A 22724-nucleotide genomic window follows, 5' to 3' on the forward strand; every position below is an offset into this window, starting at 1 on the left:
ATATTTCCACCATACCGTCCTTGCCACAATGAGTATTCATCATGACCGAAGCCGCCATTCCGGCCCCTCACTCATCCCCCTCCCAAGATAAAACTTCCGGCGTCGCCTACCGCGTGCTGACGGCGATCAGCGTCACGCACCTGCTCAACGACATGATGCAGTCGGTGCTGGTTGCGCTATACCCCGTGCTCAAGGGCAATTTCGACCTGAGCTTCACGCAGATCGGCTTCATTACCCTGGCGTTCCAGTTCTCGGCGTCACTGCTCCAGCCGCTGGTAGGGCATTTCACCGACAAGCGGCCCAAGCCCTACTCCCTGCCCATAGGCATGGGCTTTACCTTCTGCGGCCTGATCCTGCTGTCGCAGGCCTGGAACTTTTCCAGTGTCGTCGTCGCCGCAGCGCTGATAGGCATGGGCTCTTCCGTCTTCCACCCTGAATCGTCCCGGGTGGCGCGCATGGCTTCCGCAGGCCAGCACGGCCTGGCGCAATCCATCTTCCAGGTGGGCGGCAACCTGGGCTCGTCCATCGGACCACTTCTGGCCGCACTGATCATCGTGCCCCGGGGCCAGGGCAGCGTGGCCTGGTTTTCCCTGGGCGCCCTGCTGGCCATCGTCATACTCAGCCAGGTCAGCCGCTGGTATGCCCGCCACCTGACCAGCAGCCGCGGCCGTGCCAGCCTGGGCAAGGTCGAAACGGGGCTGGCGCGGCCGCAAGTCATGAAGGCCCTGAGCGTGCTGCTGGTCCTGGTGTTCTCCAAATACTTCTACCTGGCCAGCCTGACCAGCTACCTCACGTTCTACCTCATCCACCGCTTCGGCGTTTCGATCCAGAACGCCCAGTACTGCCTGTTCGTCTTCCTGTTCGCCGTGGCCCTGGGCACGGTCGTAGGCGGGCCGGTTGGCGACCGCATCGGGCGCAAGCGCGTCATCTGGGGCTCCATCCTGGGCGCCGCGCCCTTCGCGCTGCTGCTGCCCTACGTCAACCTGACCTGGACCATCATTCTGGTCTTCATCATCGGCACCATCATCGCCTCGGCCTTCTCGGCCATCCTGGTCTATGCGCAGGAACTGGTGCCCGGCAAAACCGGCACCATCTCGGGGCTGTTCTTCGGCCTGGCCTTCGGCATGGCCGGCATCGGCGCCGCGGCGCTGGGCAGTCTGGCCGATGCAACCAGCATCGAGTTCGTCTATCATGTATGTGCCTTCCTGCCTCTGTTGGGCGTCACAGCATTCTTGCTGCCGAACGAAGGACGGCGCTTCAGGTCGTAGCCGCGCATCAGCCGGAACGACTCCGCAAACAGCGCCGTTTGACCGCTTAGGAGTAGTTCCATGACTGAGCTGCACACGCTTGCACGCGCAAGCAACACCCCCCCGGGTCGCGCCGACGACGACACCGATCGGCCCGCCTCCAAGACGCAAGAATCTTCCGGGCTGATCACCCGGCTTGGGCGCTGGTGGGAACGCGAACGCAGGCTCACCCCGGCGGAACTCAAGCCCTTGTATACGGCCAGGCTGACCGACGTCGGCGCCAACCGCGCGGCCAAGCAATGGTGCCTGCAATACGGCGCCGCGGACGGCAAAGACCGGCGCGCGATGCTGACCCAACTGGTCGAGACCGGCGCCACGCTCGACCCGCGGGCCGACCAGGGCCTGCTCTTGCTGCGCCGGCTCAATATGCAGGCGGCCGGGCTGCAATTCATGGTCGAGCTGCGCGCCGACATGCTGCGCTGGCGCAACCAGGTGGCGGGCCTTACGGTCCTTGAACGCGAACTCGAAACCCTGCTGTCGAACTGGTTCGACGTGGGCATGCTCGAGCTCAAGCCCATTACCTGGGACTCGCCCGCCTCGCTGCTGGAAAAACTCATCCAGTACGAAGCCGTGCACGAAATCCGTTCGTGGGACGAACTCAAGCACAGGGTGGCCGACAACCGGCGCTGCTATGCCTTCTTTCATCCGCGCATGAGCGACGTGCCGCTAATCTTCGTGGAAGTGGCGTTCGCCCACCAAATGGCGGACAACGTGCAGGTGCTGCTCGACCCGCAAACCCCGGCCGAAAGCCTGAACAAGGCGCGCTGGGCCATCTTCTATTCCATTTCGAACACCCAGCCCGGACTGCGCGGCATCAGCTTCGGCAACTTCCTGCTCAAGCGCGTCGTGGACGAACTGCTGCGCGAAATGCCCCGCCTGAAATCCTTTGCCACGCTTTCGCCCATACCCGGGTTCACCGACTGGCTCAAGAAACAGGACAACCAAACCCTGCAGGCGCTGCTGCACAATCGCACCGAAACCGAAACGCGCACCGACAACCAGGCCGGGGCGCGGTGGGTGGCAAAGCTGCGAAAGGCGGCCGTGGGCGCCGCCCCCGAGCTGGTGCAGAACGCCGGCCTAAGGCTGGCCGCGCACTACCTGACCACCATGAAGAACGGGCGGCCCATCGACCCCGTGGCCCGCTTCCACCTGGAAAACGGCGCCCGCATGGAACGCGTCAACTGGGCCGCAGACCGCTCGGCCAAGGGCCTGGAACAGTCCTGCGCCCTCATGGTCAACTATCTGTACGACCTGGACGAACTGGACCAGAACCTGGTGCAACTGACCGCGGGCAAACCCAGCCTGGGACGCAACCTGAAGCGGCTGCTGCCCTAGCCTTACTCTACAACACCGCCTTCGGCATCCCGCCAATCCAGTTGCCATGCGCCTGAACGCCAGTTCTGCAGCCACAGGGCGCACGTCAGCGTCTTCGCATCGGTAATGCCGCCGCTGCGGCAGGCCTCGAAAACCTCGTCCACCGAGGCCGTGCGCACCTCCAGGAACTCGTCCTGATCCAGATTTTGCTGGCCCTGCACCAGGCCGCGCGCGAAAAAGATGTGGATGACTTCGGTGGAATAGGCCATGGCCAGATGCATGTCACCCGCCTTCGCCCACTGGCCGGCGGCAAAGCCGGTTTCCTCCAGCAGCTCGCGCCTGGCGCACTCCAGGGGATCTTCGCCCGGGTTGAGCTTGCCTGCCGGAAACTCCGTCATGACGCGGCCCACCGGGTAGCGGAACTGGCGCTCCAGCAGTACGGTATCGTCGTCCAGCAGAGGGATGATGACGACCGCCCCCGGATGCACGATGTATTCCCGGCTGGACTCGCCCCCATCGGGCAGGCGAACCCTGTCGCGGCGTGCCTTGAGGAAACTGCCGTCGCACAAGGACTGGCTTTCGATCAGGGTTTCAACAAGGTGGGCGTCGGCGGAGTCGGTCATGGCGAAGGACATCGAATGGTTGGGAGCCGTTCAGCTTACCACCACAGGATTCGTTTCACTTGAGCAAAGACGAACAACCAGATCCAAGGGGAAGCGTGCGGCAACAGCGGCGCAACAACAGCAAAGCCGCCCGCACATCCTCAGCCGGGCAATAGCATACTAGGCTTGGCGCTCGGCGCCGCGCGATACGTCGATGCCTATCGTCGGGGTAGAAAAATGGCGGAATACTTATGGACTTGCTGATCTCCCGGGCCGCGCATGCCTTGACGGCGGGCGACGCGCTTGGTGCGCTTAACCTGGTCGCCCTGCGCGACGACGCGCCCGCGCTTGCGCTGCGCGGCATCGCCGTTGCGCAACTTGGCGATCTCGAGCTTGCCAATACACTGCTGCGCAAGGCGATACGCGCCTTCGGCCCCAGGCAGCCGCTGGCCCGCGCCAGATGCGTCGTCGCCCAGGCCGAGATCGCACTGGCTTCGCGCGACCTGGCCTGGTCGGCCAAGGCGCTGCATAGCGCGCAAGCCGTCCTGGACACGCATGGCGACCAGGTAAACGCCGCCCATGCGCGGCACCTCGAGGCGCGGCGACTGCTACTTTCAGGCCGGCTCGACGAAGCAGAACACATCATCGGCTCTCTCCCTCTCGAATCCCTGTCGCCGGCGTCCAAAGCCGTCCACCATTTGATCGTTGCGGGAATCTCGATGCGCCGCTTGCGCATAAAAGCGGCGCATGCCGCATTGACCCAGGCCCGGCAAGCCGCGCTTCGCTCACAAATTCCCGGCTTGATGGCGGAAGCCGAACACGCGCTGCGCACCCTGAAACGTCCCGCCGCGCGCCTGCTTGCGCATGGCCAGGACAAACCCCTGCTGCTCGAGGAGGTGGAAGAATTATCGGCCACGACCACGCTCATCGTGAATGCCTGCCGCAATACGGTCGGCAATAAAGAAACCGTGATTCCGCTGGCAAGCCGCCCGGTACTGTTCTCGCTGGCACGGCTGTTGGCGCAAGCCTGGCCTGCCGATGCCTCGAGAGAAGCGCTTATTGCCGGCGCATTTCGAACCAAGACTCCCGATGAAACACACCGCGCGCGCCTGCGCGTTGAAATCGGCCGCCTGAGAAAAGCGCTCCGCCCCCTGGCCGGCATCGATGCCACGCGGCGGGGTTTTACCCTGATTCCGCACGGTTCGAACAAGGTTGCCGTGCTGGCGAGCCTCGTGGAAGACCGGCACGCCGCCGTGCTGGCCCTGCTGGCCGATGGCGAATCGTGGTCCAGCTCGTCCCTGGCGCTTGCCCTGGGCGCCAGCCAGCGTACCGTACAGCGGGCGCTCGACGCCCTGGCTGCGGGCGGCAAGGTGCAGTCGTTCGGCCACGGACGCGCTCGACGCTGGCTGATTCCGCCCCTGCCCGGATTCGCGACGACACTGTTGCTCCCTGTTCCGCCGGTTGCCGCTGTCGAGGCCACACCTTGACCGCGGCTCGCGACAACATTGTTACTCCCCGTCCCGCCGCCGGACGATTAGGATGAAGTTGTTCTTTCCACCAACGACGAGGACGACATCATGAAAACCTCCACCGCAAAAATCCTACGTGAATACGGCCCTTTCGAGGGCGTCGACGCCGTGCATGGGCTGACCTTCGACGGCCGGCATGTCTGGTTCGCGACAGGCGGCGCATTGAAGGCGCTGGATACCGATAGCGGAAGCGCGGCACAATCCATAGACGTTGCCGCGGACGCCGGCACGGCCTTCGACGGCAAGCACCTCTTCCAGATCGCCGACGGGCATATACAAAAAATCGACCCGGCAACGGGCAGCGTAATCGCCACCATTCCCGCCCCAAGCTCCGACGGCAACTCCGGCCTGGCCTGGGCCGAAGGCAGCCTGTGGGTAGGGCAATACCGGGACAGGCTCATCCACCAGGTCGACCCCGCAACCGGCAAGGTGCTACGAACCATTACCTCGAACCGCTACGTAACCGGCGTAACGTGGGTAGACGGCGAATTCTGGCACGGCACCTGGGAAGACGGAACCAGCGACCTGCGACGGCTCGACCCCGAGACCGGCGAGGTCCTGGAAACCATAGACATGCCGCCTGAAACAGCCGTCTCGGGGCTGGAATCCAACGGCGAAGACCGCTTCTTCTGCGGGGGCAGCAGCAGCGGCCTGATCAGGGTGGTGGCAAGACCCGATTGACGCGCCGGCTGAAAGCCGGCGCTTGTTCAGAAATCGTGGCGCAATCCAACCATTACTGATGTTTGGCTCTGGCCCGGCGCAGGGTTCGTGTTGACAGCGCCACCTGCGGCGGCCAGGTTGGCATTGCCCTTGTTCTGCATATAGCCAACCGAGACGTAAGTGGACGTACGCTTCGAAAGCGCATACTTCGCACGCGCCACATAGAACATTGAACGGGAGCTTTCTGTTGCGTTGCCATAGCGCATATAGCTCACGCTGCCATCGAGCGTAACAGCCGGGGTCAGGCGCCAGGAAGCACCCAGGCTCCAAAGATCGCTACGGTCGCCCAGGCCCTGGCCGACCCCGATGGCGCCCTCGCTTTTACGATTCATATAAGTAAGCCCCACGGTGACGGCATCGAGCCTGGCATAGCCGCTTACAACAATGCGGCGATCTTTCTCGCCCGAACCCAATCGATAAAAATTAGGTGTAAAGCTGGGGCTGTCCGAGCCAGTGATCACATCGTAGGCCGTGGAAAACCCCCAGCTTGCCGAATCGTAGGCCAGCAAAGCCGAATAGGCCCGGCAGTCGGTGTTTGAAGCGTAGTTCACACCGCAATTGCTTGCACCCGGATTGCCGCCAAGCACGGCCGGCCCGCCATTGACGGTATCCCGCCCCCGGGCATAAGCAAGACCAAAATCAAACCCGGCCCATTTTCCGCGGTATGTCACGGAATTATTCATGCGCGCATTGGGGGTATAGGAGTCAAGAGTGCCGAACCCATGGGCATTCGGCCCCATGACGTTCGACGGTTTGGCCAGTGCCCAGAACAACATGTTGTATTGATCGCCGAACGCGACCTGCCCCCAATCGCCTTTCAGGCCGACCCATGCCTGGCGGCCGAACAAGCGGCCTTGCTGGCTTTCTCCCGTGCCGGGAGCAAAGCCGGCTTCCAGGTTGAAGACGGCACTGAGGTTGTCCGCCAACTTCTCCCGGCCGCGCAAACCCCAATAAGAGGGCCATGAAGACGTCAACGTGGGAAAGTAGACGGAACTCGACTTGGTGGCGCCGATGTTGTTGGCGTATTGAATGCCCGTGTCGATCACGCCATAAAGTGTCACGCCGTCTTGAGCCTGAGCCTGGGCGCCCGCCGAAAAGGCCAACGCCAATCCTGCCGCTACAATTTTGAATCTCATCACTGTTCTCCTTGGGTAATAAAACGCTTGTTCTTGTTTTGAACATCATCAATAAAAAAAGCCATGCCCGGAGAAGTCCTGCCTTCTCCAAACCAAACGGCAACACTATCCCGAGCCGCACTGAGACGGCTTATCGATGATCATGGGTAAATCGCTATTGCAGCAGCGCTATGAGGTTTTATCTAATAGACTGTTCATAGGCCAAAGCGTGGCTTTTCAAAGCTGGAGCCAGCGCATCATTACACGCAAGGCTCCCACGGCACTTCAAGATGTTGCGCTCACGGCTGGCGAAGCCGCGCGCCCGCGCCGATAGTGGATGGCCATGGCGGTAACGGCTCCGATAAGAATCGGGATGCAGGCAGCCAATATTGCACCCTGCGTTGAAACCTTCAGGGACAGCAGAAGCCCTCCAATCGCGGGCCCGACAATCGAACCGATGCGGCCCGCGGCCGCCGCGCAGCCGATTCCGGTAGCCCTGGATGCACCAGAATAAATGCCTACCGCAAGCGCGCTTTGCCCCATGGTTCCTGCCTGCAAGCCCATCCCAATAAGCGCAATCAACAGTAGCAGGCCCGCACGATCCCAATGGCCATAACTGACTGCGACAATGGCTGCCATGCTCAGAAACGATGCAAGAACAAGTACGCGCGCCGTCCCGAATTTAGAGAAAAGCGGGATGAGCAGCATGACACCCAATAGTCCTCCTCCCCCCATGCTGGCCGCGCCCAGCGCAGTTTCGCGAGGCGCGAATCCGAAACCCAGCAATAGCGTCGGCATCCACAGCACCAGGGCGTACAACGCGGTAAATATGGAAAACGAGAATATCCACAAAAGCGCTGTACTACCGGCTAACGGCCCTGCGAACAAACTACGCACCGTTCCTTTTGCCGCAGGGCTCGGCTGCTTGTTGCCGCCCATGCCGCCGCGCGGCAATCCGAACCAGAGAATAGGCAGCAGCAACAGCGGCAGGAACCCGCCCACCCAGTAGATGGAGGCCCACCCATGGGCTGCAATCAGGCGGCCGCCGAAAACACCGCCCAGCACGCTGCCAAAACCAATACCCGACACAATCAAAATGGTAATGAATTCACGGCGATGTGCTGGAAAGTTTTCTGTTGCCATGGCTATGGTCGGCGCAAGCACCATTCCCAGCCCGATGCCGGTAATCAAGCGCAAGGTCGCCAGCATGAATACGGATTGCGCCAGGACGGTAAGGAAAGACCCCAGCGCGAAAACCAGAACACTGCACAAAATAGCCGTTCGTGGGCCAAGCCGGTTTGTCAGGGAACCACTGGCAAGGTAGCCCACGACAGCCCCCACGCTTGTTGTGACGAAGGCAGACGTAAATGCCGCTGGCGGAAGTCCCCATTCAACGGCCAAAGTTGGCACAACGAAACTGATGGACGTGGTGTCGAACCCGTCCAATACAATCGTGATGAAGGCAATAATCACAAGACGCCACCGCGCTGCGGCCGACATGGCCGCGCTTGGCGCGCTCAACGCAGAACTATTGATCATGGTTGCTCCTGATAGGCATGGGTTCAAGTGCTGTTTACGCGCAGTCCTCGGGCGTATCCAGGCGCCCCAGAAAATCAACGGCGCCCGAAACCTCGCCGAATCTCATCGTGGCGCGGCACGCCGAACGGAAAGAAGGCCACGGCAACGCGGATGCTTGCGGGTTTCCACTACGAATGTAGGAAATCCAGCTCGCCCGCATGGCAGCGGAAAGAGCTTCCACCTTTTGCGGCTCCATCCCGGCCACCATGGGAGCCTTGTCAAACGCACCCATGGTCCCAAACACGAACGGCAGCTCCAGGCAATGTGTCGACAGGAGATCCTTGTCGGGCGAAGGGTAGGTGAATAGATAAGAGTAGGCCCGCTGCCCTTGTTCACTGGCCTGCAATGCCCATTCCAATGACGGCTTCAGGAACATTTGCTCTGTGGAATAATCCATGAGCAACTGCGCATGCGAAGCGCCGGAGCGCTGCGCGGCGAGCCTCTCTTGATCGGGCGCCGGCATGGGCACCGCCGTCAATGCCGCCAGATCCTGCCTGTAGTAGAAGATATTGCTTTCTTCCTGGGTCGTGCCGATCAACACATCCATTTCACCGGCTGCCCTGCGCATGGCATCATCCATTTTGTCCGGGCTTGGCAAAAAATCGCCGTCAGCCACGGGGATGAATGGCAGCGCCGAAGTGCTTCCAGGCTCGGCCTGCGCCACCACATACTTGAACGCAATCGTTTGCGCATCAAGAATAGCCTCGACCGAAGCCTTGCAAGCTTCCTCGCGGGCGTTGGGTGCGGCATCGTCTATGCCCAGCGCATCAAGAAATACCCGGCCTATCTCCTGTGCCTGATCATTGTCGTACAACACCAGACCCAAAGGCGTGCTCTGTAAAATCGCGCGCTGCGCCAGCGGCACACCGGGCTCTTGCCGCGCCTGCAACAAAGCAATGGAAATGGCGCCAGCCGACTGCCCCATCACCGTAATACTCTCTGGATCGCCGCCAAAGTGGCTGATGTTGTCCCGGATCCATTCCAGCGCGGCAAGCTGGTCACGCAAACCCAGGTTCCCTGGAGAAACGCCCGGCACACAAAGAAACCCAAGCGCGCCAATGCGATAGCCGACGGTGACGACAACGATATCGCCTTCTTGAGAGAGCCTGCCCCCGTCGTACCATGGCAAGGAGCCTCCTCCGGTAATGAATCCGCCGCCATGCAGCCAAACAGCCACCGGCTTACCGGCACCGCCCACTGACGGCGTCCATATCGACAGATGCAGGCAATCCTCGTTCTGAGGCATCTCCACGGGGCCGGTGCACACCTCTATTCGTGAAGGTCTCTGGGGTGGAACAGGGCCAGGCTGCCGCGCATCGCGTTCGCCACTCCATGACTCCGCGGGAGCAGGGGGAGAAAAACGCAATGGGCCTAGCGGTGGCTTCGCATATGGCACGGCGTGAAAAGACAAGACCCCATCGTGGTCGTTGCCACGCAACTTACCCAATGGGATATCCAGAACGATATCTTTGCTGTCCAATGTAGCTCTCTCCTATGATGTTGCGGCAGGGCACTTCCAGGCCCTCTTTCTTCTAATAATGTTTTCATTATTAACATCGCAATCTAATCATCCAGAGCGGATCCACACAAGACATAAAACCCAAACACAAAATCCTGTTTCTGCAACGATGATCCCGCGAAGAGCACCGACGCGCTTAGCCATGGCATCGCTGTATGGCGTGCCTGCCAATCGTTGAGAACTATGGTGACGGGAACCGGGCCCTGCGGCGGCAAACACGCGCTAACGGTTTCGGCCCATAGAAGGCCGTCTTACCCACGTCGTGCCTATATAGCGCCTGGCTGACTCAGGGCGTCAATGCCTGAAATTGCTTTACCAGTTCATTCAGGAATAATTTTCCCGCGATGCTGATATGTCGGCGTGAAGCATATAGCGCATAAATGGAAATGGGAGGCGGCGCCCAGCCCGGCATGACCACGCATAATTGCCCTTGCTCGACATGGCGGCGACATTGAATTTCCGGCAAACGCGCAACGCCGAGGCCGGCGAGCGCCGCCTCGTGAATCATTATCAGGTTGTCGCTGGAAAAGCGGATTCGAGCTTCGAAATCCGCCCGCTCGTTATTCGGGCCCACCAGATGCCACCGCGTAGACTCGTCCGTGCTTCCCCAGCCAATCGCGTCCATCCCCGACAAGGCCTCCGGATGTGCAGGATGGCCGGCAGCCTCGACGACGGCGGGCGTCGCAGCCAATACATATCTGGCCAGCGCCACCCGGTGCACGATCATGTCCGAATCGGGCAGGTCCCTGGCCGATGGCAATAACACCAGGTCGGCATGTTTGGTCTGTGATTCCAGCGTGCCCATGGTCGTAGTCAAGCACAGGCGAACACGCGGGTAAGCCAGCGCGAAATCAGCCGCGACACGGCCAACGACCTCCGTCACCAGCGCAATCGGACAAGCAACGCGCAAGGTACCACCGGGCTCGCCTTGCGTATCGTGCACAAGCGTCATCGCAGCGTGCATTTCCGAGCGGACAATACACCCGTGCTGGTAGAGCTGCTCGCCGATTTCGGTTACCTCGAAGTTGCGGGAGTTGCGCAACAGCAGATTGACGCCAAGCTTCTCTTCGAGAGCCGCAATGCGACGGCTCAATCTCGATTTCGGGACCCCGGTGCGCACACTCGCGGCGCTGAATCCCCCCGCGTCGATGACTTCCACCAGCAGCATCAAGTCATCAGCCGCGCCGGTAAGTTGATTCAGCCGTTCAGGCCCGAACTGTTCAGCACTGAGTCTTTTCGTCATCAATCATCTTTTCAAGATTCAGAGAAAAATACAAACGACAAAAAGCCCTGGCAAGTGATAAACCCACCAGGACTCAATCAAAAATTCAGTGCCGCTTTATTCTCAATGGGTTGTGCATACCCAAATAGTGTAAACCTTGCTTGGCAGGGCGCCCAGCCCACGGGACCGGCACATCTGCATCAAACTCGAACCTGCTTGATACTCGAATGGATGGACAACCCCTCTGCGGTCGGTCATCTCAATCAGTAAACTCGACATCTCGTCTCTCTTCACAAAGCCTAAAAATCCAGAACGTACCGCCGCTGATCCCGACGCAAGGGTCGCAGGAAAACAAGCTTCTGCTTATAGCGGAACTGCAAGCGCTGTATCGATGCTGAACGAGTCGATGATGACAAGCCGCTTGCACAGTTTGAGTCGGTCTTCGCGCAACGACAACTTGTCTTCGTAACGTCCAACCATATACGTGGATGCGCTCCCTTCTTGATCGCACTGCATCACAAGCAGGTTCGCGCCGGCATCAATGCCGCCATCGGGGCATTCATCAACACGTACATTGGTAATGTAGTGACGGAAGTACATGTGGCGATAGGTCAAGGCCTCGTCAATCAACATCGCAACGCGATCCTTCACCATGCCATGTGTATAGCACCCCATCAAGGGCGCCGGCAGGCCCAGGTCGTGGTTCTCGCGAGAAACAATGCGGTAGTCGCACTCATCGGGATTGAAGAAATCGGGCCACTCTGCGTATTTGCCCCGGTTCAACGTATCGGCATAGTCGAAGTAAAAGCGCGCGACACGTTCCTGAAGTGTCATGGTCGTCATACCGGCTCCTGTTGCTGATTGATCCCGGCATCGAGACCGAAAGCCATCATCCGGTGATAATGCCTCCAGAATCCGCGAATGGAGATTTCCTGCGACAGGTAATCCGTATCCTGGATCACCCCAATCCCGCCCATTTCAAGCACGGCATGATCGCCGCTGCGCATCTTCGCGCCCTCTTGCACCAAACGCAAGGCCTCGCCATCCTCCAGGGAAATATAGCCAGAAGGGCCAATGAAATTGACCGATAAAAGACGGCTTTGCAATTGCTCCGGCGTATCGCTCTCGAAACCCAGATAAGTGATGTGCAATTCAACGGCGTCAGGCCCTTTAGGCCGCAAGTGACGCACCGCATAGGTGTTATCGACCTGAGCCAGGATCAGGGTCGGAAACATGGACAAGATCGTTGTCTTGATATTGTCGTCGAGGTCGAGCTTTACCTGCGCCAGCGACGGATCATTCAACTTGAGACCGGGGTTGAATTTGTCCGTGCCGCTATAAGCGGCCGCCAGATCACCCTGGTGCTTGTTATCGTCGGCGCTCAGGATCGAATGGTTCCATGTGTTCTTGCCGTCCTTGTCCATTTTGATGCCACCTTTCATTGCCGGCGTCTGGAGCCCGAACGAAACCTGGAACGTATGCAGCAGAGAACCATGGTAGGGATCGCGCACGTTTTCGTTGTAGAGCTTCCAGTTTCCCGGTATTTTTTGCCGCAAATAGCCGATGACCTTCGGCTTGCGCTGAACCAGCAGACGCTGAATCTGCGACAGGCTATGGGGGCCGAGGTAGTCTTCGAGCGGTTCCGTCTGGTCGCTATAGGTGCCGAAAATCAACCCGCCATACGCCGCGATACGCAAGGTGCGCAAGCCATGGTCTTTCTTGTCGAAAGAGGGCGGCATGCGCATACTGATGAAAGCCACTGACAGCGGCGCCATGGCCCCAAGCGACAACTCCTCCGCGGCCATGGCCGCAGAGGAGCAAAACCCGCAGCAGCCCTCCGGGCCGTTGCTATCGGTCAAGGGACTGTCCAAGCGCTTCGGTGGGGTGCAGGCGCTTCGCAATGTATCGCTTGCCCTGCGCCCGGGTGAAATCCGGGCAATCTGCGGTGAGAACGGAGCAGGCAAGAGTACGCTGGTCAAGGTACTCACTGGCATCGTAACGCCCGATACAGGCACTTTGCACCTGAGCGGCGTTGAATGCCGCTTCAACGGACCGCGCCAAGCGCAGGCCAGCGGCATCAACCTCGTTTCCCAGGAGCTCAGTGTCTGTCCAGACCTGAGCGTCCTGGACAATATCTGGCTCGGCACGATCGGCGTGCCTTTCTTTCACCGACGCCAGCATCTGCGCGAACAAGCGGCACAAACACTGCAGTCCCTGGGGGCCGGCAACATTGGCCTCGACACACCTGTTGCCCAACTGAGCACAGGCGAGCGCCAAATCGTCGAGATCGTACGCATGCTGGCGCGGGACACCCGCGTGCTCATCCTGGATGAGCCGACGGCCACGCTGTCGGATCAGGAGATAGGTCGCGTATTGACCGCCCTGCGCGCCGTAAAGGCCTCGGGCAAGTCGCTTCTGTATATCACCCATCGCATGTCCGAGGTCTTCGATCTCTGCGACACCGCCACCATCATGCGCAATGGGGAAGTCGTAGCTGATCGCAATATCGCGGATCTGGATCGCAATTCATTGATTGAACTCATGCTGGGAAGGCCGCTGGAAGAGATGTACCCCAGCCGCCACGCCAACACCAGCGTATCCGTCGCGCTGTCTTTGCGCGGCCTGCGGATTCCCAAGGTGGCGGGGCCCATTGACCTGGAAGTGCCCGCAGGCCAGATCGTCTGTCTTACAGGCCAGGTCGGCTCGGGGGCCGAAGCCGTCGTGCGTGCAGTTTGCGGCCTCGTCGACAACGCCACGGGCCATGTTCTCGTCGACAACAGTCCAATGCCGCTGGCTCGACCAGAGAAAGCATTCAAGGCTGGTGTTCGCTTCGTTTCCGGCGACCGCGCGGGCGAAGGCATTTTCGTCAGCCAGCCGGTAGCGGGCAATCTGGTCGCAACAAGGCTGCAACGCCGCAGCCGCATGGGCCTGCTCAATCGCATGGCATTGCGAGCCGAAGCCAGCCAGCTCGCCGAGTCGGCCACCATTGACCCAAAACGGCTGAATTCGACAGCGAGCGAACTCAGTGGCGGAAACCAGCAGAAAATCGCATTCGGACGGAACATAGCCGATCCCGATACACGCGTCATCGTCATGATCGAACCAACGCGTGGCATCGACGTCGGCGCGCGAGCCGAAATCTACAAACTCATGCGAACTCTGTGTCAACAAGGATACGGGATTCTCGTGGCATCGACTGATTTTAGCGAAGTGCTGGGCCTGGGCGATGTCATCATCACCATGTACCGCGGTGCAATTGTCGGCCGCTACACCGCTGACCAGGCGACAATGCCGCGCATCGTCGCTGACATCACTCATCCGGAGGCATGATGCCCAACGCCATTTCGTTATCCAGGTCGTCCACCGGCACGCCCACGCAGCGCCGCTTCGAGCCGACCCAATATGCCCGGATCGCCATCGTCCTGGCACTGGCGGCTTTCGCGTTGACCACGCCCGGCTTTCTGACGGAAGCAAGCCTGCGCTCATTGCTGTCCGCCATGTCGTTCGTCGGATGCGTTGCGGTCGGCATGACATTCATCACGATCAGCGGGAACATCATGTCGTTCAGTCTGGGGGCGAGCCTGGCCGCGTCCACGATCGTGTTCGTGGCCACATTGCCGCTTGGCACCTGGACATCATTCACCATAACCCTGCTGTTCGGCGCCGCGCTCAACGCCCTGCAGGGCTGGGTCATCGGCTATTTGCGCGCCAACCCCATCATCGTCAGCATGGCCGCGTTCTCGCTCATCATCGGGATCATGAGCGTGATCACCGACGGAAACGGCCTGTACATCATGGGCACGGAAGCCGTCATATTCAAGCGCAATATGGGGCCGGTGCCCGGCCCGCTAATCGCCTTCCTCGCGTGCGCAGTGGTGGGCCAACTGATACTGAGCTTCACGAATATCGGACGCACCATCATGCTGTCGGGCAGTAATCCATCCGCCCTACTGGCCGCGGGGGTCGAGCCATGGCGCAGCACCACCTGGGCCTACAGCTTTGCCGGCATGTTCACTTCCGTGGCCGCCGTTCTCATCGCTTCGCGCTATGGATCGGGAGACCTCCTGCACGGCGCGGGGTTCGAATACAGCGCTATCAGCGCCGTTCTGGTGGGCGGCACCATGATCCAGGGTGGTCACGGCTCGGTCGTGCGAACCGTGCTCGGCATGTTGATCATTGCGATTTTGCAGGCCATTCTGGTCTTGAGGGGGTTCAGCACCCAGTATCAGCACCTGACGCTTGGCGTCGTGGTATTGATCGTGATCGTTCTGCAATGGAAAAGGAGCCGATAATGCGCAGTCTCTGGAACAATCGCACTGCTCGGCCATATTTGCTACTTGTGATCATGATTGCCGTGTTCTCCGCGCTCGGGGGCGACACCGTACTGACTGTCGCAACGCTGCGCAGTGTGCTGCAACACTTCGCCACACTGGGCCCCGTGGCGCTCGGCCTTGGCCTGACCATTCTTGCGGCAACTTCGACCTCTCGGTTGCGGGCGTAGTGGGGTTGGCCGGCTGCGTCGCCGTACTTGCCGGCGGAACCTATCCCGTGGTGGGCGTGCTGGCCGCCGTCGCCATAGGCGCGATTTTCGGAATCGTGCAGGGCACGATCATCGTGCGCATGAACCTCAGTTCGATCGGCGTAACGCTGGGTGGACTGCTGACGGCCACCGGCCTAGCCTACGTCGCAACCGGCAACCAGGAAATACGGCTGGCGAACGCGAATATCCCGCCGATCATGGATGATCCGCTAATCGGCCCGATGTCATTGCGCTTCCTGGTGACGCTGGCGATGTTCGCAGTCGCCGCCATCGCCGTAGCTCGCACCCGGGCAGGCCGCGATCTGCTCGCAGCCGGCAGCGACCCGAAAGCAGCGCTGGTGGCAGGTGTACCGGTCAATCGCGTCATTATCATCGCGTTTATGCTAGCCGGCATCTGCACGGCGCTCGGAGGCGCACTGCTGAGTTTCAGCCTGGCCGCAGCATCGCCATTGCCCCTGTCCAACACGCTGGTGCCGGCAGCGGCGGCGGCCATTATCGGCGGCGTCTCGCTGCGCGGTGGCCGAGGCAACCCTTTAGGCATCGCTGGCGGGGTGCTGGTGCTGTCGGCGCTGCAATCATGCCTGACTGCATTGCGCGTCGAACCCTTCGTACAGGACATCGTCACAGGAGGAGTCTTGTTTCTTGTCGGCATCATGGACGGCGCGGAACTTCGGCGCCGGCTCAACGACGTTTATCGACGCGCCGGACGCGGAGCATTCCGCCGGGGCGCGCCCTTGGCGTAGAACAGCCAAGCGAGCATTCAAGAAAGCCGCCCCCCTCAACCAGCCTTTGCGGTTGGGGGGGCCGATTTTTCGAACACGAAATATCCAAAAACCCGATATTACAGTGGGTTGGAGAGTAGACAGGCCGTTTAGCTTCGCCCAAAATTTCCCTGGCTAAGCAGCACAATAAGCCTGCATGAGATGGGTCGGTGCCGTAGGGAAGGCAAACCGCAGACGCCCGTCCTGCACCAACGATCGCAAATAATGTAAACGTAATGCATCTGGGTCGCGCGATACCAATGCCGCAATGCAATTGCCTGTCACGTAGTGACCAGTACACAGGCGAATAATGATCGACTCCATCTCGGCCTTGCTTATTTTCTTCTTGCCTCGGGGGGTTGCCGCCAAGCTTTCCAATTGTGCTCGAAATGTCGGAGCTAGCAGATCCAGAGAGTCGATAACCGGCATATCCAGTTGCTCACTGATAAGACGGCCATTTTCATCTCTTTGATTTTTATCGTTTTTTTCCTCTTCCAAAGGTGAATTACTGTCGACGACCAACGGCAAATGTAGGGAGCTCGGATCCAAATGTAGGGAGCTCGGATCCAAATGTAGGGAGCTTGCTCCAAATACCTCCTCCGGCTTCGGAATAGCCGCGCCGGGCAAGCAATACACAGCTCCCCTGCCCGGGTTATGACCCTCCAGAAAGCCATCTCTGACCAGGGTCTGTAACAAACGCGTCGCATCCACAGGATGCAGAGTCGTCATTTCCATGACTCGGGCATGTGTCACTGTCTTTTCTGAGGCTGCCGCCGCCAGAATCAGTCGCTCATTACGCTCTAGCCTATCAAACTTCACACCGAACAACGTACGCAGATCCGCCAACAACGCCTGAGGAAGCAAATCGACCATGCGCAACTCAAGCAAGGTCTGGTTATAAGGCTCGATACGCTCGTACAGCGCCGGTGGGCGCCAATGCTGCTCCGCCCAACCATCATAAATCTTTGGGATACCCGAGCCGGCCTGCTCTCCGACCCCAACAAAGCGAAACATTTTGTGCAAGGTACGATTGCGGCAATCGTGTTCTCCTCCACGAATGGCGATTTCAGGAGGAATTCGCATCAGGCCTGGATTACGAAAGCCGAACATATCCGGACGCTTCACCACCAGCACAGAAGCACGCTCAGAATAATCTGCGTGAACAAGCACATTGGCTAACGCCTCGCGCAGGGCTACATGCACGGGGGTTTCGTCCTTGCGCTCGCCCTGCTCCAAAGAAAACGGCACCTTCAGGTCTTCAGTTAACTTCAGATAAACCTTGCGGTAGAAATCATACAAATTACCGGACCATTTACCGTCCAAAGTGACTCGATCCATCCACCGGCGCTCGATTTTGGCTTCAGGGCGCTCCTGGTAATCGAGCATATAGTTGGGCAACGCTTCCTGAATGGAGGACATCCAGCCAAACATCAACAATCCGGCCAGCGTAAGACCGTTTTCACCCGTTTCACGATCTTGCCGCCAACCTCCGATTCGGGACAAAAAACTCTCGTCATCCAAGGTGCTCCAAGGATGTCCAGGATCACGGTTGGCAAACACCTGGCGATAAGAGCGTAGCGTCTCTAGGCACAAATCCGCTTGCCCATATCCTGGCAATATCCGATCGTCCCGACTATCTTCCAACTGCTCGGCAAGCATGCGCTTGACGTCTTCCTCGAGCAATCGCCGATCACCTTCATTACGCCGTATGTACGTATTGCCAAGCGGGTTGCCCCGCAGGTACACCGGCCGCTGCTTACGGTCTGCACGTGGAATTCGGATGACGAGCAGGTTCCCCTCTGGTAACGCCAACTCCGTCACATCCGCATCCACAAGCAGATTAACGCTGATTTTCTGTGGATTCTGAAGGCTGTTAAACAAATCCGTGCGCACCTTCGCAATATTGGTCACGCCCTCTACGCTGAAAGCACCGTTATTTTCGCGCAACCCCAGTACCACAACACCGCCGCCTGTATTAGCAAAGGCGCTATAAGTAGGCCAGAAATCTTCTGGTAAAGCACCCTGCCCATTTCGTCCCAGTGCAAGCTTGCACTCCAAGTCCACAGACTCGCGTAGCAATTGAATATCAGTCAGAGATTGAATATCGGGCAAGATCATGAGGCAGAGTTCAGTTAGCTTAATGACCAGAGTTTGCCAGAGAAAGCACGGTATTGCAGACGGGTGAATAATGTATCCAGCTTCCTCGCACTTTCCGGCATTTCGTGTTTCTGCTTCCTTACCGCATGAACATAACGCAGGAACTTTTGCTGCAAAACGCTTGGCAGAACAAGCAATTTGATTAAGCCGACTTCGTTGGTGCAGACGTTGATATCGGCCATGCCGACGATGCTCTTGCACATATTACGCACAATGGCTTTCCCCAGACAGAATTCAGAAATATATTCTGGGATGCTGCCTTCTTGACACGGCCACGAACCAAATATCCAGCATGCAGCGCCCCTCCAACTCCCGAGACTGTCGCCATAAACTTGACATGAAACTCGTCTGAAATCCGCTCATAACAAGCGCTGCTTGACTGACCAGCCACCACCTCTGGCAATGAACAAGTAAAAATCCCAGTAAGCACAAAGCTTACCGGGATCTTGTTTACAAATAAATCCAGGTCGGATCTAGAACGGAATATCGTCGTCCATGTCGGCCAGGTTGGCGGCCGGCGCGGCTTGGGGAGCCGCAGGACGGGGCTGGGCCGGGCGCTGGCTGCGCTGCTGCTGGGGCGCCGAGGAGTAATCACCGCCGCCGCCCATGGAGGCGTCGCCGCCTTCGCGGCCGCCCAGCATTTGCATTTGATCGGCGACGATTTCGGTGCTGTAGCGGTCGGCGCCGGTATCTTTGTCTTGCCACTTGCGGGTCTTGAGGCGGCCTTCGACGTACACCGAACGGCCCTTGCGCAGGTATTCGCCGGCGATTTCGGCCAGGCGGTTGTAGAACACCACGCGGTGCCATTCGGTTTCTTCGCGGCGCTCGCCCGAGGCCTTGTCCTTCCATTGCGAGGTGGTGGCGATGGAAACGTTGCAGATAGCTGCGCCATCGGGGCTGTAGCGAACTTCGGGATCCCTTCCCAGATTACCGACGAGAATGACTTTGTTGACTGAGGCCATGGTGGAATTCCTAAATTTTGAAAAATCGTGATGTTCTTATTATCGTTGATAAAACCGTAATTGACAGTTTAAACCAGCAGCCACCGCAGTTCTACGCAGTCACACTTTTATCCTGCCGGAAGCCGCGCGCGGTCAGGAACCAGATGAACGCCAGGGCGGCCGCGGCCAGGAACACCTTGGATTCGCCGTGCGAGACCAGCAGGCCGCCACAAACACCGCCGGCAAACACCCCCAGGGACTGGGCGGTGTTGTAGAACCCCAGGGCCAGCCCCTTGAACTCCGCCGGCGCCACGCGCGACACCAGCGAGGGCTGCAGGGCCTCCAGGATATTGAAAGCAATGAAGAAGCCGACGAACATCACCACCGTCGAGCCGAAACCCTTGCTGGCCAGCGGCATGAGCGCCAGCACCACGACCAGGCCGGCCACGGCGATTTCCAGCGCCACTTTGTGCGCATGGCGCGTTTCCGTATAGAAAACGGCGGGCACCATCAGCACGAAGGAAAGCAGGATGACAGGTAAATACACTTCCCACAGGTGCTCGGAATCGTAGCCGCCCAGGCGCGCCAGCAAGCCGGGCGCCACGACGAAAATGGACATCAGGATGAAGTGCAGACAGAAAACGCCGAAGTTCAGGCGCAGCAGGTCGCTGTGCGTCAGGACGTCGCGCGGGCGAACCTGGACAATGGGCGTCTCGGCGCGCGGCACCGCCGGCACCACGACGGCCGCGATCAGCAGGCAGACAAAACCCAGCAGGCTGATGGCCCAGAACAGACCCGACAAGCCGAACTCGCCCACCAGCAGGGGCGAAAGCACCAGCGACACCGCAAACGACAAACCAATGGAGCCACCCACCATGGCCATGGCGCGCGTGCGCACCTCGGGCCGGGTGGCATCGGCCACCCAGGCCGTAATGGCGGCGGAAATGGCGCCCAGGCCCTGGACGACGCGGCCCACGACAATCCAGTCGATATTCGACGCCAGGGCGCAGATCACGCCGCCGACAATGAACAGCACCATGCCGCACACAATGACCGGGCGCCGGCCAAAGCGGTCCGAGGCCATGCCCAGGGGAATCTGCATGATCGCCTGGGTCAGCCCGTAGGCGCCCAGCGCCAGACCGACCTTGGCCGCGTCGTTGCCGCCCGGAATGGTGGTGGCCGCCACGGCAAAAATAGGCGTCAGCAGGAACAGACCCAGCATGCGCGCGGCGAACAGCAAGGCCAAGGTCACGCTGGCCTTGCGCTCCACCGGCGTCAGTTTCAGCCTGACCCGCGCCCTTGGGCGATGGGCGCCATGTGTGCCATGTGTGCCATGTGTTCCGTTGGGATTGCTCATGAATAAAGAAGCCTTACATTAATTACGCCTGTGCGACTGCGCACGAAACAGCGCTGCGCGCTATAGTAGCAAGTTAGCCTTTGAAAAACCTGAAAGAACCTGATGGACGCGATTCGCATCCGGGGCGCCCGTACGCACAACCTCAAGAATATTTCCGTAGACCTGCCCCGCCACAAGCTTGTCGTGGTAACGGGTCTTTCCGGCTCGGGGAAATCGTCGCTGGCGTTCGATACGCTGTATGCCGAAGGCCAGCGGCGCTATGTGGAAAGCCTGTCGGCCTATGCGCGCCAGTTCCTGCAGCTCATGGACAAGCCCGACGTCGACCTGATCGAAGGCCTGTCGCCGGCGATCTCCATCGAGCAGAAGTCCGCCGGCCACAACCCGCGCTCCACCGTGGGCACGATTACTGAAATCCACGACTACCTGCGCCTATTGTACGCGCGGGTCGGAACCCCTTACTGCCCCGACCACGGCCTGCCCCTGCAGGCGCAAAGCGTCAGCCAGATGGTCGACAAGGCCATGGCCTGGGCACCCGACACGCGCCTGGCGATCCTTGCCCCGGTTGCGCGCGCGCGCAAGGGCAGCTACGAGGACGAGTGCGCCAGTCTGCAGGCGCAGGGCTTCGTGCGCCTGCGCGTCGATGGCGAAATGGTCGAGATCGACCGCCTGGAGCCCCTTAAAAAGACCGAGAAGCACGATCTGGACGTGGTCATCGACCGCCTGCGCGTCAGGCCCGAAAGCCAGCAGCGCCTGGCCGAAAGCTTCGAAACCGCCATCAAGCTGGCCGACGGCCGGGCGATCGCTCTCAATATGGACACCGGCGAGGAGCAGGCGTTTTCCAGCCGCTACGCCTGCCCCGTCTGCCAGCACAGCCTGACCGAGCTCGAGCCCAGGCTATTCAGCTTCAACAACCCCGTGGGCGCCTGCCCCGCCTGCGACGGCCTGGGCCACGTGGATTTCTTCGATCCCAAGCGGGTCGTGGCGTTTCCGGGGCTCAGCCTGGCCAGTGGAGCCATCAGCGGCTGGGACAAGCGCAACGCCTTTACGCACACCCTGCTTACCAGCCTGGCCGCGCACTATGGGTTCGAACTGGAAACCCCCTTCGAGGAATTGAGCGAAGAGGTCCAGAACCGCGTGCTCTACGGCTCGGGCGAAGAAGAAATCGCCTTTCTCTACCTGAACGAGAAAGGACGCAGCACCGTCAAGAAACATCCCTTCGAAGGCGTCATTCCCAATCTGGAGCGACGCTGGCGTGAAACCGACTCGAGCGCCGTGCGCGAAGAGCTGGGCAAGTACCGCCACACCAAGACCTGTCCGGAGTGCCAGGGCTCGCGCCTGCGCGTCGAGGCGCGCAACGTGCTCATCGGCAACGAGCCGGGCGAGTTCCAGCGCCACGGTCGCCCCATCTACGAGGTCGAAGCCCTGTCGCTGGCCGCCTGCCTCACCTGGTTCCGCGAGCTCGAGCTCAGCGGGGCCAAGAAGGAAATCGCCGAGCGCATCATCCGTGAAATCGAAGCCCGGCTGCAATTCCTGAACAACGTAGGCCTTAACTACCTGTCGCTGGACCGCAGCGCCGACACGATATCGGGCGGCGAGGCGCAGCGCATCCGGCTGGCCAGCCAGATCGGCTCGGGCCTGACCGGCGTCATGTACGTGCTGGACGAGCCTTCAATCGGCCTGCACCAGCGCGACAACGACCGCCTCATCGAAACCCTGCAGCACCTGCGCGACCTGGGCAACAGCGTCATCGTGGTCGAGCACGACGAAGACATGATCCGCTCGGCCGACTTCATCATCGACATGGGCCCGGGAGCCGGCGAGCATGGCGGGCGCATCGTGGCCCAGGGCTCGCCGCAGGAGCTGGCGCAGAACCCCGAGTCGCTCACCGGCCAGTACCTGACCGGAACCCGGCGCATCGCCATACCGCCGCGCCGGCCCGTCACCCCCGACCTGCCATGGCTGCGCCTGGAGGGCTGCACGGGCAACAACCTGAAGTCCGTCAACCTGGCGCTGCCGGCCGGCCGCCTGATCTGCATCACCGGCGTCTCGGGCTCGGGCAAAT

20 protein-coding genes are annotated in these 22724 nt (G+C 60.1%); 9 read left to right on the forward strand and 11 right to left on the reverse strand.

The window, feature by feature from the left end:
* Positions 1 to 41 precede the first annotated feature (41 nt).
* Both VNT00_RS07960 and VNT00_RS07965 read left to right on the forward strand, forming a co-directional pair.
* Positions 42 to 1268 (forward strand): MFS transporter, encoded by a 1227-nt coding sequence (locus VNT00_RS07960; RefSeq protein WP_325586221.1) that lies wholly within the window; start codon positions 42 to 44, stop codon positions 1266 to 1268.
* Positions 1269 to 1328: 60 nt separating this feature from the next.
* The gene (locus tag VNT00_RS07965; RefSeq protein WP_325586223.1) at positions 1329 to 2642 is read left to right on the forward strand and encodes a malonyl-CoA decarboxylase domain-containing protein; all 1314 of its coding nucleotides are present in this window, start codon (positions 1329 to 1331) and stop codon (positions 2640 to 2642) included.
* A 2-nt stretch (positions 2643 to 2644) separates the two neighbouring features.
* Here the strand turns inward: VNT00_RS07965 and VNT00_RS07970 are convergent, their stop codons facing one another.
* Entirely contained in the window at positions 2645 to 3244 is a 600-nt protein-coding gene (locus VNT00_RS07970; RefSeq protein WP_325586225.1) for an NUDIX hydrolase, read from the reverse strand.
* Between the two features lie 230 nt (positions 3245 to 3474).
* Here VNT00_RS07970 and VNT00_RS07975 point away from each other — a divergent pair, with 230 nt between their 5' ends.
* A complete protein-coding gene (locus VNT00_RS07975) occupies positions 3475 to 4710 on the forward strand; it encodes a helix-turn-helix domain-containing protein (RefSeq protein WP_325586227.1) in 1236 nt (411 codons plus the stop codon).
* Between the two features lie 90 nt (positions 4711 to 4800).
* Complete coding sequence (locus VNT00_RS07980) at positions 4801 to 5433, forward strand: Vgb family protein (protein ID WP_325586229.1); 633 nt, start codon at positions 4801 to 4803, stop codon at positions 5431 to 5433.
* 26 nt (positions 5434 to 5459) lie between these two features.
* Here the strand turns inward: VNT00_RS07980 and VNT00_RS07985 are convergent, their stop codons facing one another.
* The 6 genes from VNT00_RS07985 to VNT00_RS08010 all read right to left on the reverse strand — a co-directional run bounded on the left by VNT00_RS07985 (position 5460) and on the right by VNT00_RS08010 (position 12681).
* On the reverse strand, positions 5460 to 6608 hold the full coding sequence (locus tag VNT00_RS07985; RefSeq protein ID WP_325586231.1) for a porin: 1149 nt from the start codon (positions 6606 to 6608) through the stop codon (positions 5460 to 5462).
* Between the two features lie 264 nt (positions 6609 to 6872).
* Positions 6873 to 8126 carry an MFS transporter gene (locus VNT00_RS07990; protein ID WP_325586232.1) on the reverse strand — a complete coding sequence of 418 codons (1254 nt, stop codon included), beginning with the start codon at positions 8124 to 8126 and terminating at the stop codon, positions 6873 to 6875.
* 34 nt (positions 8127 to 8160) lie between these two features.
* A complete protein-coding gene (locus tag VNT00_RS07995; protein ID WP_325586234.1) occupies positions 8161 to 9645 on the reverse strand; it encodes a carboxylesterase/lipase family protein in 1485 nt (494 codons plus the stop codon).
* Between the two features lie 325 nt (positions 9646 to 9970).
* Complete coding sequence (locus VNT00_RS08000; protein WP_325586236.1) at positions 9971 to 10927, reverse strand: LysR substrate-binding domain-containing protein; 957 nt, start codon at positions 10925 to 10927, stop codon at positions 9971 to 9973.
* A 342-nt stretch (positions 10928 to 11269) separates the two neighbouring features.
* Positions 11270 to 11749, reverse strand: a complete 480-nt coding sequence (locus VNT00_RS08005; protein ID WP_325586238.1) for an aromatic-ring-hydroxylating dioxygenase subunit beta — start codon at positions 11747 to 11749, stop codon at positions 11270 to 11272.
* A complete protein-coding gene (locus VNT00_RS08010; protein ID WP_325586240.1) occupies positions 11746 to 12681 on the reverse strand; it encodes an SRPBCC family protein in 936 nt (311 codons plus the stop codon). Before VNT00_RS08010 ends, VNT00_RS08005 begins: the two co-directional genes overlap by 4 nt.
* Here VNT00_RS08010 and VNT00_RS08015 point away from each other — a divergent pair.
* Genes VNT00_RS08015 through VNT00_RS08030 form a run of 4 tightly spaced genes read left to right on the forward strand, consistent with a single transcriptional unit; the run spans position 12644 to position 16189 of the window.
* The gene (locus VNT00_RS08015) at positions 12644 to 14236 is read left to right on the forward strand and encodes a sugar ABC transporter ATP-binding protein (RefSeq protein WP_325586242.1); all 1593 of its coding nucleotides are present in this window, start codon (positions 12644 to 12646) and stop codon (positions 14234 to 14236) included. The two genes, VNT00_RS08010 and VNT00_RS08015, sit on opposite strands and share 38 nt — an antisense overlap.
* On the forward strand, positions 14236 to 15198 hold the full coding sequence (locus tag VNT00_RS08020; protein ID WP_325586244.1) for an ABC transporter permease: 963 nt from the start codon (positions 14236 to 14238) through the stop codon (positions 15196 to 15198). The genes VNT00_RS08015 and VNT00_RS08020 overlap by 1 nt, the downstream gene beginning before the upstream one ends.
* A complete protein-coding gene (locus tag VNT00_RS08025; protein WP_325586246.1) occupies positions 15198 to 15407 on the forward strand; it encodes a hypothetical protein in 210 nt (69 codons plus the stop codon). The genes VNT00_RS08020 and VNT00_RS08025 overlap by 1 nt, the downstream gene beginning before the upstream one ends.
* The gene (locus VNT00_RS08030) at positions 15407 to 16189 is read left to right on the forward strand and encodes an ABC transporter permease (RefSeq protein ID WP_325586248.1); all 783 of its coding nucleotides are present in this window, start codon (positions 15407 to 15409) and stop codon (positions 16187 to 16189) included. Before VNT00_RS08025 ends, VNT00_RS08030 begins: the two co-directional genes overlap by 1 nt.
* Positions 16190 to 16342: 153 nt before the next feature.
* Here VNT00_RS08030 and VNT00_RS08035 read toward each other — a convergent pair whose 3' ends face one another.
* The 4 genes from VNT00_RS08035 to VNT00_RS08050 all read right to left on the reverse strand — a co-directional run bounded on the left by VNT00_RS08035 (position 16343) and on the right by VNT00_RS08050 (position 20662).
* Entirely contained in the window at positions 16343 to 18325 is a 1983-nt protein-coding gene (locus tag VNT00_RS08035) for a DUF8451 domain-containing protein (RefSeq protein WP_325586250.1), read from the reverse strand.
* Positions 18326 to 18339: 14 nt separating this feature from the next.
* Positions 18340 to 18546 carry a hypothetical protein gene (locus VNT00_RS08040; RefSeq protein ID WP_325586252.1) on the reverse strand — a complete coding sequence of 69 codons (207 nt, stop codon included), beginning with the start codon at positions 18544 to 18546 and terminating at the stop codon, positions 18340 to 18342.
* A 291-nt stretch (positions 18547 to 18837) separates the two neighbouring features.
* Positions 18838 to 19326 (reverse strand): single-stranded DNA-binding protein, encoded by a 489-nt coding sequence (gene ssb / locus VNT00_RS08045; protein WP_325586254.1) that lies wholly within the window; start codon positions 19324 to 19326, stop codon positions 18838 to 18840.
* Between the two features lie 91 nt (positions 19327 to 19417).
* Entirely contained in the window at positions 19418 to 20662 is a 1245-nt protein-coding gene (locus VNT00_RS08050; protein WP_325586256.1) for an MFS transporter, read from the reverse strand.
* Positions 20663 to 20764: 102 nt separating this feature from the next.
* Between VNT00_RS08050 and uvrA the strand changes: the two genes are divergently transcribed.
* Positions 20765 to 22724 (forward strand): excinuclease ABC subunit UvrA (uvrA, locus tag VNT00_RS08055; protein WP_325586258.1); only part of this gene is annotated, 1960 nt, incomplete at its 3' end.

The organism is Eoetvoesiella sp., from assembly GCF_035555955.1.
GTDB lineage: Bacteria > Pseudomonadota > Gammaproteobacteria > Burkholderiales > Burkholderiaceae_B > Eoetvoesia.